The 13,534-nt window shown below is 35.9% G+C and carries 15 protein-coding genes; 13 read left to right on the forward strand and 2 right to left on the reverse strand.

The window, feature by feature from the left end:
- Positions 1-10: 10 nt before the first annotated feature.
- From hemA to ACOCEA_RS03960, 12 genes are read left to right on the forward strand one after another with little or no spacing between them, the layout of a single operon-like run.
- Entirely contained in the window at positions 11-1,267 is a 1,257-nt protein-coding gene (gene hemA / locus ACOCEA_RS03905; protein ID WP_420755033.1) for a glutamyl-tRNA reductase, read from the forward strand.
- Complete coding sequence (hemC, locus tag ACOCEA_RS03910) at positions 1,264-2,844, forward strand: hydroxymethylbilane synthase (RefSeq protein ID WP_420754888.1); 1,581 nt, start codon at positions 1,264-1,266, stop codon at positions 2,842-2,844. Before hemA ends, hemC begins: the two co-directional genes overlap by 4 nt.
- Positions 2,845-2,892: 48 nt before the next feature.
- Positions 2,893-3,258 carry a four helix bundle protein gene (locus ACOCEA_RS03915; RefSeq protein ID WP_420754889.1) on the forward strand — a complete coding sequence of 122 codons (366 nt, stop codon included), beginning with the start codon at positions 2,893-2,895 and terminating at the stop codon, positions 3,256-3,258.
- A gap of 34 nt (positions 3,259-3,292) precedes the next feature.
- Positions 3,293-4,318, forward strand: a complete 1,026-nt coding sequence (hemE, locus tag ACOCEA_RS03920) for a uroporphyrinogen decarboxylase (RefSeq protein ID WP_420754890.1) — start codon at positions 3,293-3,295, stop codon at positions 4,316-4,318.
- 11 nt (positions 4,319-4,329) lie between these two features.
- The gene (locus tag ACOCEA_RS03925; RefSeq protein ID WP_420754891.1) at positions 4,330-4,869 is read left to right on the forward strand and encodes a GNAT family N-acetyltransferase; all 540 of its coding nucleotides are present in this window, start codon (positions 4,330-4,332) and stop codon (positions 4,867-4,869) included.
- Entirely contained in the window at positions 4,859-5,761 is a 903-nt protein-coding gene (gene hemF / locus ACOCEA_RS03930) for an oxygen-dependent coproporphyrinogen oxidase (protein ID WP_420754892.1), read from the forward strand. Before ACOCEA_RS03925 ends, hemF begins: the two co-directional genes overlap by 11 nt.
- Before the next feature lie 11 nt (positions 5,762-5,772).
- Positions 5,773-5,922, forward strand: a complete 150-nt coding sequence (locus ACOCEA_RS03935) for a hypothetical protein (protein ID WP_420754893.1) — start codon at positions 5,773-5,775, stop codon at positions 5,920-5,922.
- A 12-nt stretch (positions 5,923-5,934) separates the two neighbouring features.
- Positions 5,935-6,738 carry a PhzF family phenazine biosynthesis protein gene (locus ACOCEA_RS03940; RefSeq protein WP_420754894.1) on the forward strand — a complete coding sequence of 268 codons (804 nt, stop codon included), beginning with the start codon at positions 5,935-5,937 and terminating at the stop codon, positions 6,736-6,738.
- Between the two features lie 54 nt (positions 6,739-6,792).
- Positions 6,793-7,782, forward strand: coding sequence for a porphobilinogen synthase (gene hemB, locus ACOCEA_RS03945; RefSeq protein WP_420754895.1), 990 nt, complete (start codon positions 6,793-6,795; stop codon positions 7,780-7,782).
- A gap of 10 nt (positions 7,783-7,792) precedes the next feature.
- Complete coding sequence (locus ACOCEA_RS03950; RefSeq protein WP_420754896.1) at positions 7,793-9,118, forward strand: serine hydrolase domain-containing protein; 1,326 nt, start codon at positions 7,793-7,795, stop codon at positions 9,116-9,118.
- Between the two features lie 55 nt (positions 9,119-9,173).
- Positions 9,174-10,310 carry a CNNM domain-containing protein gene (locus ACOCEA_RS03955; RefSeq protein WP_420754897.1) on the forward strand — a complete coding sequence of 379 codons (1,137 nt, stop codon included), beginning with the start codon at positions 9,174-9,176 and terminating at the stop codon, positions 10,308-10,310.
- 7 nt (positions 10,311-10,317) lie between these two features.
- Positions 10,318-10,791: a methylated-DNA--[protein]-cysteine S-methyltransferase gene (locus ACOCEA_RS03960; RefSeq protein WP_420754898.1), complete on the forward strand. Its 474-nt coding sequence runs from the start codon at positions 10,318-10,320 to the stop codon at positions 10,789-10,791.
- A 180-nt stretch (positions 10,792-10,971) separates the two neighbouring features.
- Here the strand turns inward: ACOCEA_RS03960 and ACOCEA_RS03965 are convergent, their stop codons facing one another.
- Positions 10,972-12,072, reverse strand: a complete 1,101-nt coding sequence (locus tag ACOCEA_RS03965) for a hypothetical protein (RefSeq protein WP_420754899.1) — start codon at positions 12,070-12,072, stop codon at positions 10,972-10,974.
- 172 nt (positions 12,073-12,244) lie between these two features.
- Between ACOCEA_RS03965 and ACOCEA_RS03970 the strand changes: the two genes are divergently transcribed.
- On the forward strand, positions 12,245-12,958 hold the full coding sequence (locus tag ACOCEA_RS03970) for a 3'-5' exonuclease (RefSeq protein WP_420754900.1): 714 nt from the start codon (positions 12,245-12,247) through the stop codon (positions 12,956-12,958).
- Positions 12,959-13,059: 101 nt separating this feature from the next.
- On the opposite strand, the gene ACOCEA_RS03975 is transcribed toward ACOCEA_RS03970, so the two are convergent.
- Entirely contained in the window at positions 13,060-13,497 is a 438-nt protein-coding gene (locus ACOCEA_RS03975) for a hypothetical protein (RefSeq protein WP_420754901.1), read from the reverse strand.
- Between the last annotated feature and the right edge of the window lie 37 nt (positions 13,498-13,534).

The raw sequence follows: 13,534 nt of genomic DNA on the forward strand, positions 1-13,534 counted from the left end.
TTCGTTTCTTATGAAGGACTATCATATTTCTAAACATAGCTCTTTTTACACCATTGGTCTTAACTACAAAAAGGCCGATGCCGTTGTACGCGGCAAATTTAGCTTGGATGAAAATGCCATGGTACAGCTACTTAAAAAAGCACAGAGCCAAGGCATAGATGGGCTTTTGGCCACCTCTACTTGTAATAGGACAGAACTACATGGCTTTGCCCAACATCCCTTTCAACTAATTAAATTACTTTGTGACTACTCCAACGGTAGTGTTGAGGAATTTCAGGAAGTAGCCTATGTGTACAAGAATAAAGAGGCTATTGGTCATCTTTTCAGGGTAGGTACTGGTTTGGATAGTCAGATTTTGGGCGATTTTGAAATTATTAGTCAGATAAAACAGAGTTTTAACCGTTCTAAAAAAATAGGCATCGCCAATCCTTTTATAGAACGACTATGTAATGCTGTTATACAAGCAAGCAAACGTATAAAAAATGAAACCGAAATATCATCTGGTGCTACTTCAGTGGCCTTTGCTTCGGTACAGTACATTCTTAAAAATGTAGAAGACATTGCCAACAAGAATATTTTATTGTTCGGCACTGGAAAAATTGGGAGAAACACTTGTGAAAACCTCATCAAGCATACCAAAAATCCACATATTACCTTAATCAATAGAACTAAGGAAAAAGCAGAAAAGATTGGAGGCAAGTTTAACCTAACCGTTAAGGATTATGGCGACTTACAACCCGAAATAAGAAAAACAGATGTACTTGTTGTTGCTACTGGAGCGCAAAAGCCCACCATTTGTAAAGAACTTATATACACTAAGAATCCTTTACTTATTCTAGATCTTTCGGTTCCTAAAAATGTAGACGACAATGTTACGGAACTTGATAATGTTACACTTATCCATTTAGATCATTTATCCCAAATGACCGATGAGACCTTGGAAAACAGAAAGCAGTCTATCCCAGAGGCAGAATCAATAATTGCAGATGTTAAGGCAGATTTTATCCAGTGGTTGGAAACAAGGAAATTTGCACCCGTGATAAAAGCCTTAAAAATGAAGCTGAAGACTATGAAGGATGAGGAATTGGATTATCAATCCAAGAAAACTGCTGATTTTGATGCCGAGCAGGCAGATATTGTATCCAATAGAATTATCCAGAAAATTACCAAGCAATTCGCAAACCATTTAAAGAACGACCAAATAGATTCTGATTCCAGCCTGGAGTTGATCCAAAAGGTATTTCAATTAGAACTGAATCAAGAATGAGTAAAGTCATAAGATTAGGCACCCGCGATAGTGAATTGGCACTATGGCAAGCAAATACAGTAAAAGACCAGTTACAAGCATTAGGCCATAAAGTAAAATTAGTTCGTGTGAAATCTACGGGCGATATTGTTCTGGACAAACCTCTTTATGAGCTAGGGATTACCGGTATTTTCACCAAGACATTGGATGTTGCCATGTTAAATGGTGATATAGACATTGCTGTACACTCCATGAAAGACGTTCCTACGGCCTTGCCTAAAGGTATTGTGCAAGCTGCCGTTCTTAAACGAGGGAATTTCATGGACATTATGGCCTTTAAGGACAATGAAGAGTTCTTAGGTCAGCCAGAAGGTGTAATAGCAACTGGAAGCTTGCGAAGAAAAGCGCAATGGCTTAACCGCTACCCTACCCATACTGTGGTAGATTTACGCGGAAATGTAAATAGCAGATTAGAAAAATTAAATAATAGCAATTGGAACGGCGCTATCTTTGCAGCAGCAGGTTTGGAAAGGATAGGTTTAGAACCAGAAAATACGATTGGCCTTACCTGGATGCTACCAGCACCCGCGCAGGGGGCCATTATGGTGGTTGCTATGGAGCAAGATAAAGAAATACGTGAGATTTGCGAAGGGTTAAACCATGTAGAAACATCAATTTGCACACAGTTAGAGAGAGATTTTCTTCGTGAATTGGAGGGGGGTTGTACCGCGCCTATTGGAGCCCTAGCGTATATTGACAAAGCTAGTATCGTAAAACTAAAAGGGGTTTTACTTACCGTAAATGGTTCTAAAAAACTGGAAGCGGAACTTACCGCCCCATTAGGAAAACACCATAAATTAGGTATCGATTGTGCTAAAAGTATACTTAGCCGTGGGGGAAGACGTTTAATGAACGAGCTTCAGAACACCCACCTACCCAATCAAATATTCTCTACCAAAAAATTAACCGATGAACAATTACAACGTTTTGATACCCGTATTCGGGTAGCCTCGGAAGATTTTATAAAGATTAATCCTAATAGGATTTCTCCCGTTTTACTTAAACAAGAACTAGATAATGTTGTTTTTACTAGTAAAAATGCTGTGGAAAGCCTATTAATGAGTATCAACCCAGAAGAGCTGAAATTTAAGAATATCTATTGTGTTGGACGTAAAACTAGGCGTATCATTCAAAAGAAAATTGGTAAAGTATCCCATTTTGAAAATGATGCAGCTGCTTTGGCAAATCATCTGGTTGAATTTATGGAAGGTTCAGAAGTCACCTTTTTCCAAGGAAATTTAAGCTTAGACATACTACCTGATATATTACTAGACAACAACATCATTGTAAATTCAATTGAGGCCTACAGGACTAAGCTAGCAGGCAAAAACATTGAACAGACCACAGAAGGTATTTTATTCTTTAGCCCCTCTGCTATAGAAAGTTATCTTAAGGACAACACACCCCATAAAGTAGCCTATTGTATTGGCGAAACCACTGCCAAAGTAGCACGAAAACACTTTAAAGAGGTAAAAGTGGCAAACATACCGGATGTTGAAAGCGTAATAGATTTGGTAAACGAAAATTATAAAAAATAGCTGATGGCTATTAGCCTTTAGCAATTGGCATCTCGCAAAAATAAATAAATGAGAGACTTTAAAAAGCTTGATATTTGGAATAATGGAATTCTAATAGTTAAACACATTTATGGTCTTGCTGGCAAATTACCAAATGAAGAAAAATTTGGCCTTAAGGGTCAACTTTCCAGAGCTTCAGTTTCAGTACCTTCCAATATAGCCGAGGGATGTAGCAGAAATAGCGAACTTGAGTTCAAAAGATTTTTGGAAATAGCACTAGGATCTCTTTTTGAAGTCCAAACACAGTTAATAATATCTGAAGAACTAAAATTTTTGAACAAAAGTGATTTACAATCGGTTTTTGAACTGCTTGAGTTTGAAGCAAAAATGATAAATAGTTTAATAAATAAGATAAAAAAAGTTAGTACTTTTTAGCCAAAAGCAATAGGCCAAAAGCAATAAGCTATATATGAAAAACGATTTATTCTTAAGAGCATTAAAAGGGGAAATAGTAGAAAGACCACCAGTATGGATGATGCGCCAAGCGGGTAGATATCTGCCAGAATTTATGGCCATTAAAGAAAAGTACGATTTCTTTACTCGGTGCCAAAGACCTGAATTGGCTTCTGAAATAACCGTACAACCAATCCGCAGATACGGAATGGATGCTGCCATTTTATTCAGTGATATTTTGGTAATACCACAAGCAATGAATATTGAAGTTGAAATGAAACCCAATTTTGGTCCATATTTACCTAATCCCATTCGTTCACAAAAAGACCTTGACAACGTTATCGTTCCAGATATCCAAGACACCTTGGGTTATGTTATGGAAGCAATTAAGGCAACGAAAGAAAAGTTAAAAGATGAAGTGCCCTTAATTGGTTTTGCAGGCTCACCTTGGACCATTCTTTGCTATTGTGCTCAAGGTCAAGGAAGTAAAACTTTTGATAAGGCCAAGGAATTATGTTTTACCCAGCCAGTTGTGGCACACGAACTATTACAAAAAATTACCGATACCACCATCGCCTATTTAAAGGCAAAAGTAAAAGCTGGTGTAAATGCCGTGCAAATCTTTGATTCTTGGGGTGGTATGTTATCCCCTGTAGATTATCAAGAATTCTCATGGCAGTATATCCAACAAATTATTGATGCATTAAAAGAAGAGATACCAGTTATCGTATTTGGAAAGGGTTGTTGGTTTGCTCTAGGTGAAATGGCAAAATCTGGAGCTTCTGCCATTGGTGTAGATTGGACCTGCTCAGCGAGAAATGCAAGATATTTAACTGGTGGGAAAATAACGTTACAAGGTAATTTTGACCCAGCAAGGTTGTTGTCCCCTCCATCAGAGATAAAAAAGATGGTTACTCAAATGATCAACGAGTTTGGTAAAGATCAATATGTGGTTAACCTTGGTCATGGCATATTACCCAATGTCCCTGTTGAAAATGCAAAGGCTTTTATTGATGCCGTTAAAGAATACAAGCAACCTTAAATGAAGTTGTAGTGCCAGAATTTGAATTTGATGACTTTATCATTTATCCCGTGCAGGAAAAAGATGCATGGCGCTTATGTGATTTCGTTATTATAAATTCAGACCGATTAAAAAAGTATTTCCCAAGGACATTGGCACTAAATCTAACGCCAGATTTATCTAAATACTTCGCTAGTAAAAAGGCAAAAGAGTTTCTAAGAAAGGAAGAATTTCTTTTTGTCTTGAAAGAGCGAAAAAATAGGGCTATAATCGGGCTTATCTACCTCAAAAAATTAGATTGGAACAAAGGTCAAGCTGAGTTAGCCTATGCCATTACCAAAACTTTTGAAGGAAAAGGGTATACTACAAAAAGTGTTGCGAAACTATCAATGTGGGCTTTTCAACAAGGATTTAGAACCCTCCAAGTTGTAGTTAACAAAGAAAATACCTCAAGTATTAGGGTTGCGGAAAAATGCGGTTTTACCTGGAGAACAACATTATTAAAAGAATATACACCAGAACAAGGTCCTACCTTGGATATGGAACTATACGAACTAAGCAATGAAAGATAAATTTTACCAGTACATTCAAGATTTACAAGATACCATTACCAAGAAATTAGAAGAAGTGGATGGCAAGGTAGCTTTTAAGGAAGATATCTGGAAAAGACCAGAAGGTGGTGGTGGCCGTACCAGAGTAATTGAAAATGGCAATGTTTTTGAAAAAGGGGGTGTCAACATATCCGGGGTTCATGGCGAACTGCCAAAAAGCATGCAGGACTATTTTGGCGTTAAAGACGCCAATTTCTTTGCCTGTGGATTAAGTTTGGTTTTACACCCTAAAAACCCCATGGTTCCAACAGTACATGCGAATTGGCGCTATTTTGAAATGTATGACCAGAAAGGCAACATTGTTGACCAATGGTTTGGTGGTGGACAAGACCTAACCCCATATTATTTATTTGAAGAAGATGCCATTCATTTCCACTCAATATGTAAAATAACATGTGACAAACACGATGACACCTTATATGAAACTTACAAAAAACGTTGTGACGAATATTTCTGGAATACCCATAGAAATGAAGCAAGAGGCATTGGGGGTCTATTTTTTGATTATTGCAAAGCTACAGCGTCTCGCAATATGAACGATTGGTATAATTTTGTAAAGGAGATAGGGGATAGTTTTTTAAATTCTTACATACCAATTGTTATAAAAAGAAATAGTCTCGCTTACACCAGTAAACATAAGGATTGGCAGGAGATACGACGCGGTCGATATGTAGAATTTAACCTAGTTCATGACAAGGGTACCCTATTTGGTTTGCGTACGAATGGCCGCATAGAAAGTATTTTAATGAGTCTTCCACCACATGTACAATGGCGTTACGATCACCATCCTGAAAAAGGCAGTGAAGAGGAAAAACTGGTTCAAGTTTTAAAAGAACCCAAAACTTGGGTTTAAATTAATGCAATATGGCTAAAAAAGGAAAAGCTAAAAATACAGTTAACAAGGCCAAGCATAGTAAACTTATGACGCGTAAAAAAAATAAACTTACTAAAGAAGCAACAATACGCAAGGAACATCTTAAGGCCATTATGGAAAAATCTAAAGAAGCTAAATAATTTTATAAGGAAATGAAACAGAAAATATTTCAAATTGATGCTTTCACAGACCGGATTTTTAGAGGCAATCCTGCGGCCGTATGTATATTGGATGGGTGGTTATCAGATGACGTAATGCAGCAAATAGCTGCAGAAAATAATTTAGCAGAAACCGCTTTTGCCGTTAAAAATGAAGATAGTTATGAATTAAGATGGTTTACTCCAGAAGTGGAAGTAGACCTTTGCGGCCATGCTACTTTGGCCACTGCCTTTGTTATCTTCCATTATTATTATCATAAAAATAATACCATTCGTTTTATTTCTCCTCGAAGTGGTGAACTGTTTGTTGAAAAAAAGTCAAATGGCTCATTTTCTATGGATTTTCCATCCGATAAATTAACTGAAATAGAGACAATTATGGATATTATAGAAGCCATTGGTTTAAGTCCTTTAAAATCCTTTAAAGGCAAAACCGACTATATGTTGGTTTACGACAATCAAGAGGAAATTGAAAATATTAAACCAAATTTTCACCTTTTAGATGAGTTAGACTGTAGAGGAGTAATCGTTACAGCACCTGGAAAAGAGGTTGATTTTGTGTCTCGCTTTTTTGCGCCAAAATGCGGAATTCCAGAAGATCCAGTGACAGGCTCGGCACATACAACACTGTCACCCTATTGGTCAAAACAACTGAATAAGTCAGTTTTAACTGCTAAACAACTTTCAAAACGCGGTGGCATCCTAACTTGTGAATATTTAGGAAATCGGGTTAAAATATCAGGCAAAGCTGTTTGCTTTCTTATTGGAGAAATTGAAATTCCACAAGAAGGTTCTTAATAGTTTTATATTTGACTAGACAATAGCCAATTTAAATTAACCAAACAAAAAGATATGTACCCACTTATAAGAAACAGAAGACTAAGAAGCTCAGAAGCCATACGACACCTAGTAAGGGAAACTATAATTACGCCCAGTGATTTTTTAGTACCACTTTTCGTAGTTGAGGGTAAAGGCATAAAAGAGGAAATAAACTCTATGCCAAATTATTTTAGGCTTAGTTTAGATAATTTAGAAAAGGAAGTTAAAGAACTTTGGAATATGGGGCTCTGTGCCGTGCTTTTGTTTGTTAAAGTCCCAGATAATTTAAAAGATAACAAGGGTTCAGAAGCCTTGAACAAAAACGGATTAATGCAAATGGCGATTAAAACTGTTAAAAATGCTTGTCCGGAGATGTTGGTCATGACAGATGTTGCGCTTGACCCCTATTCCTCATACGGCCATGATGGCATTGTTGCTGACGGACAAATTTTAAATGATGAAACCGTTGAAATTTTAGCAGAGATGAGCGTTTCCCATGCAAATGCCGGAGCCGATTTTGTAGCGCCAAGTGATATGATGGATGGTAGAATATTAACCATACGTGAGGCTTTGGAAGATGAAGGTCTTATTAACACCGGTATCATGAGCTACAGTGCCAAATATGCCAGTGCCTTCTACGGTCCATTTAGAGATGCATTAGATTCAGCCCCCGTGGATATCAAAAATGTGCCTAAAGACAAAAAAACATACCAAATGGATTCAGCCAACAGGTTTGAGGCCATAAGGGAGACGCAACAAGATATTGATGAAGGTGCAGATATTGTTATGGTAAAACCTGGACTTTGCTATTTAGACATTGTAAGGGAAATTAAGAACGAAGTTGATGTTCCCGTTGCTGTATATCAGGTCTCAGGAGAATATGCCATGTTAAAAGCCGCTGCCGAAAAAGGTTGGCTAGATCATGATGCCGTGATGATGGAACAACTTATTGCCATTAAAAGGGCTGGTGCAAATATTATAGCTAGCTACTTCGCTAAAGATGCGGTAAAACTAATGGGTTAAGCATCTAGAAATGAGAATTGTAATTATTATACTAATTGGTTTATTCAGTATTCCGCTTACTGCTCAAGAGGATACCTCCAAGCCTCTACTTATTACTGCAAATTCTGGTCTTGTAGCCTCTTCACTTTCCTCCTTTGGAGTGGATTCTGTTGCAGTAAACAAGCAAGTTGACAGTATTATAACTATTGGTATAAAAAACTATGCTTTTCCTGGCGGTCAAGTTCTGGTTGCCAAAGAAGGCTCTATAATTTTTCATAAAACCTATGGATATCATACATATGATAGTGTTCAAAAGGTTGGTGTATCCGACCTTTATGATTTGGCTTCCGTTACCAAAATTTTAGGTCCATTACCAGCTCTAATGAAGCTGGTGGAAGAAGGCAAACTAGATTTAGACTTACCATTTAGCTATTATTGGAAACCTTGGAAAAATAGAAAAGATAAACGCGATATTACTTTACGACAAATACTAGCACATCAAGCCGGATTAGAACCTTATATAGTTTTCCTAAATAAGGTTTTAAAAAAGAATGGGAAAATCAAGAAAAGATTTATAAAAACTTCCAAGAAAAAAGCGTTTAGCAACCAAGCATACACAGGTATCTTTGTAAAAGACCGATTTAATAGAAAAATGTACCGAATGATTAACCGGTCTAAAGTGTCACCCGAAAAGAAATACAAATACTCAGGCCTAAGCTTTCTTCTATTTCCCGAATTGATATATCAATTAACAGGTGTTCCTTACGAAAAATATGTAACGGATCATTTTTACATTCCAGTTGGTTCAACAACATTGGGATTTTTACCACTTACTAAAAATTACCCCAATAACATTGTCCCTACTGAACAAGATACCATTTATAGACATACCTTGACCCATGGATGGGTGCACGATGAAAATGCGTCACTTATGGGTGGTGTTTCAGGTAACGCAGGACTATTTGGAACCGCTGAAGATGTGGCTAAAATGATGCAATTGTATATGAATTTTGGCTACTATAATAACCGTCAAATTCTATCAGAAGATATTGTTAAAGAATTCACATCGGTACAATATCCTGAAAACGAAAACAGGCGCGGTTTAGGTTTTGACAAACCCTTATTAAACAATACAGAGTTGCCTTTCTCTGAGGCCTACCCAAATCCTGAAGTAAGCACTAAAAGTTTCGGACATAGTGGTTTTACCGGCACATACGTATGGGCAGACCCAGAAAACCAATTGGTATTTGTTTTTCTTTCGAATAGGGTGTATCCTACCAGGACCAATAGAAACTTATACTCATTGAATATACGGCCTGCTTTACAACAGGTATTTTATAAAGCATTTCAGCAATAAATAAGCCAAGTTTCTTTACCAATTAATTGGTATCTTAGACTTTCAAAACAACCTTATGGGATTATTACTCTTTTACGCCCTTATTTCCATTTTTTTCTCTTTTTTATGTTCAATACTAGAAGCTGTTCTTTTAAGTATTTCCCCAACATTCCTAAACGTTAAAAAAAGGGAAGGGAAGGCTTATGCGACCACTCTTGAAGACTTAAAAAAAGATGTAGACAAGCCATTAATTGCTATATTAACTTTAAATACAATTGCACATACCGTGGGTGCCATCCTAGTAGGTGTGCAAGCAAAAGTGGCCTACGTCGAAATTTACGGCACTGCCAAACGCTCTATTTTAGGTGTCGAGTTTACCGAAGATTTAATGGTGGGTGTGGTTTCTACGATTATGACCATATTAATACTGGTGGCATCAGAAATAATACCCAAGACCATTGGCGCTACGTATTGGAGACAACTATCAAACTTTACTGCAAAAACATTAAAAATCATGGTGCTCGGACTAAAGTATACCGGGTTACTTTGGGTATTACAACTATTCACCAAATTAGTTGGTGGCAAAGGTCATCACGGCAGTGTGTTAAGTAGGGAAGACTTTACTGCCATGACAGATATGGCCCATGAAGAAGGAGTTTTTGAAAAATCAGAAAGTACTATAATAAAAAACCTGCTTCGTTTTGATGAAGTATTGGTAAAGGATATTATGACACCACGTGCCGTCATGAAGATTGCCCCGTCAGATAAAACCATTCGGTCTTTTTTTGAGGATAATCCTAAATTGCGTTATTCTCGAATACCAGTCTATAAAGATAAAATGGACAATATCACAGGCTTTGTTCTAAAGGACAATGTGTATGAGGAGATTATAAACGATAATGGCGATATGCCTTTGCAAGAAATCCAAAGAGATATTCTAATCACCAGAAGAAGCACCCCTATACCTAAATTATTCGATATTTTTGTGGCTAAAAGAGAGCACATTGCCCTTGTAGTAGATGAATATGGTTCCGTAGCTGGCATTGTGACCATGGAAGATGTCATTGAGACCCTTTTAGGCCTCGAAATTATGGACGAAAGTGATAATGTTGCAGACTTACAGCTACTAGCACGTAAAAATTGGGAAAACAGGGCTAAACAAAGTGGTGTTATTGAAAGTGCCCCAGATAAAAGCATAGAAAAGAAATCATAGTTTTATTATGGATACGGCCTATATAGAAACTCCTTTGGGCATTACTAAACTGGAAGGAAATATCCACGGTTTGGCATCAATAACGGTATTAAATAATAAGGAAAAAATCACTACAATAATTCCAGAAACTCTAGAGGACGCTGTTTACCAATTACAAGAATATTTTGAAGGAAAGCGACAAGTCTTTGATCTTGAATTACATCCCCAAGGAACAGATTTTCAAAAAAAAGTTTGGACAGAATTATTGAACATTCCCTATGGAAAAACCATTTCTTATCTAGAGTTGTCCAAAACACTAGGTGACGTAAAGGCTATACGCGCCGTAGCTGCAGCCAATGGTAAAAATCCACTTTGGATAGTTGTGCCCTGTCATAGGGTAATTGGTAGTGACGGTTCATTAACCGGTTATGCGGGAGGTTTATACCGTAAAAAATGGCTTTTGGAACATGAGAGTCCCGTTAAACAGCAATCTTTGTTTTAAAATTTACAGACCAGCCGGTTTGGATACTTAAGATTGACCTTACAATTCCCCATTTATTTGCACTTAAACGAGATTTAATCCCCTAAATCTATAGAATCAAAATTTTTCAAGAGCACTTCAAAGATAAGCTAGACCATGTGGTTGGTTTTAACCATTTGTCGATGATAGATTATATTGGTGTTATTTCACAAAATAAATAGGGACAAAATCCAGTTCTATATTTTTTAAAAGTTTCCCGTCCTCATTAATAATAAGTACACCTCCATATAATTCATCAAATTTTTGATAGGAAGCCAAAAATACATTCTTTCCTGGATCATAATATTCAGTAATAATATTGACTGACACATCTAATTCCTGCTCTACCTCATCTATTATTCCAATAAAATCCAAAACCTTATTTTCAGATGTATTTATATTAAAAATTGCTGGACCCTTATCAATAATAAATGGTTGTTGATAGGTATATTGATAATATAATTTGTTTCCTATTAAACTGGCATTCAAAGGACCAGGCAGAAATCGTTGCTCTAAAGCCAAATTCTGTTCTTTGATAAGGGATAAGGAATTACTATCCCTAATTTCCATATCGACTTTTCCATTTTCTGCGAACTTCAATATTACCAAATTACCAAGGTCATCATCAAACAAGCTAGGGGAAGATGTTCCAAAATCTAGTGTTTGGGTCAAGGTATTGGTGTCCGTATTATACCGTGTTATTTTATATCTTTCTTGTCCATCCAAATACGTAATAAACAAGTTTTCATCTATAAGAATAGGCTGGTAAAGTGTGTTTATATTAAACTCCAATGAAATATCATTGCCATTTAAAGTGGTCAACGAGATTGCCCTTAATGCCAGATTGGTAGATCCTTTGGGGTTATAAAATCCAAAATAAACCTGGTCTTTGGTATTGATTCCCCATACAATGGAACGTTCATTGGTGTTGGTGTAAAAATCAATATAAGTATCTGTTTCTCTAGATTCTATATCTTTTTTTAATAATGAAAATTTACCGGAATTAAAAGTGTAAAATGAAAGTTCCTGTTCTGTTTGTCTTAAGGTTAAGAAATTAGTGCCCAGACCCAATTCTGAACTTAAATTGGTTTGTTCACCTATTCCAACTTCTGCCCTATAATCATAAAGATACGTGTTATCGTTATCTACGCCTACAAATTCAATATTCGGAATTGTACTAGTTTCAGACACTATTTCAGAATCGTCTGTAGAACATGAACTTAACCCTAAACACAAAAGCAACAACATCAAAATTCTTTTCATAGTAGAATATAAATTAACAAGCATACTATCATTGTAAAGAAACACCTTTAATAAAGCCCATAAAATAGCAGTTTTTATTCCTTCTCAAGTTACAATATAAAATGCATGTAAGAATTTTAACCATTTTTAATTATAAAATCATACATTATAGGTTCCTTTTATCAAAGAAGCCATGCTATATAAAATTAACTTAGAACATATTCTTTTCCTGGATATTGAGACCGTTCCAGAAACTGCTGATTTTAAAGAGTTAGGCGAAGACAAACAAGAACTTTGGGAGCAAAAGACACGATATCAAAGAAAAGACGAATTTACACCAGAAGAATTTTATGACCGAGCAGGTATTTGGGCCGAATTTGGAAAAATAGTCTGTATTTCTGTTGGATACTTTAAATTGAACGGGGATACAAAAAGTTTTAGGGTAACCAGCTTTTTTGGGGAAGAAACTACACTCCTAAAAGAGTTTAAAAATTTATTGAACGGTCATTTTAGCCATGCAAAACATTTGCTTTGTGCCCATAACGGTAAGGAATTTGACTTTCCATACATTGCCCGTAGAATGATTATTAACGGAATTTCCTTACCCTATAAATTAGACTTGTTCGGCAAAAAACCCTGGGAAGTATCACATTTGGATACGATGGAATTATGGAAGTTCGGCGATTTTAAACATTATACCTCGCTTAAATTAATGGCCAACGTACTTGGCATACCTTCACCCAAAGAAGATATAGATGGCAGTATGGTAAGGGATGTGTATTACGAAGAAAAAAATTTGGATAGGATCGTAACCTACTGTGAATTAGATGTGGCCACTACCGCACAAGTTTTTTTGAAATTACGAAATGAGGATTTGTTGGAAGATTACGAGATTAAAAAAGTATAGTAGCGATATAGGATAATAAAAAAGGCGACTGTATTGGTCGCCTTTTTTCAAAGTGTTTATTATTAATACTACTTTACAGACCACGAATCTGTACTTTTAGATTAGGGTTTTAACAATTTTATTTTATTAAATATGATATAACGCTCAGATAATGAGGTTTTTAATAATTTTAGTTTAAGGCAAATTTCGATAGGATATTTCCGAAGAGAATTAATTTTTTTTTCGAAATAATTATAATTAAACTTTTTATTATTTATTGGGTAATAATATATTCTTCCGGAAGAATCATTCAGTTCAAATTCTAAAGCTGTTGTTGTATCAAATATGTCTATAATGTTTGTATTTTGATCTCGAAATTTTCCCAAACCCAAGGTTTGAACTTTTAACGTTATGGTATAATAATTGCCTTTTTTATTTAACTGATCAAAAGGAAAGTGTTGTTGGTTTTGGTTATTGCTTATAAACAATATTTTCTCATCATTCTGAGAATATAAAGTACAACAAATCAATACAAACACTAGTATTCCTAAAAACTTCATAATTAATTAATTTACTTTTTCTAACCATAGTTACAAT

Source organism: Maribacter luteocoastalis, assembly GCF_048890225.1.
Lineage (GTDB): Bacteria > Bacteroidota > Bacteroidia > Flavobacteriales > Flavobacteriaceae > Maribacter > Maribacter luteocoastalis.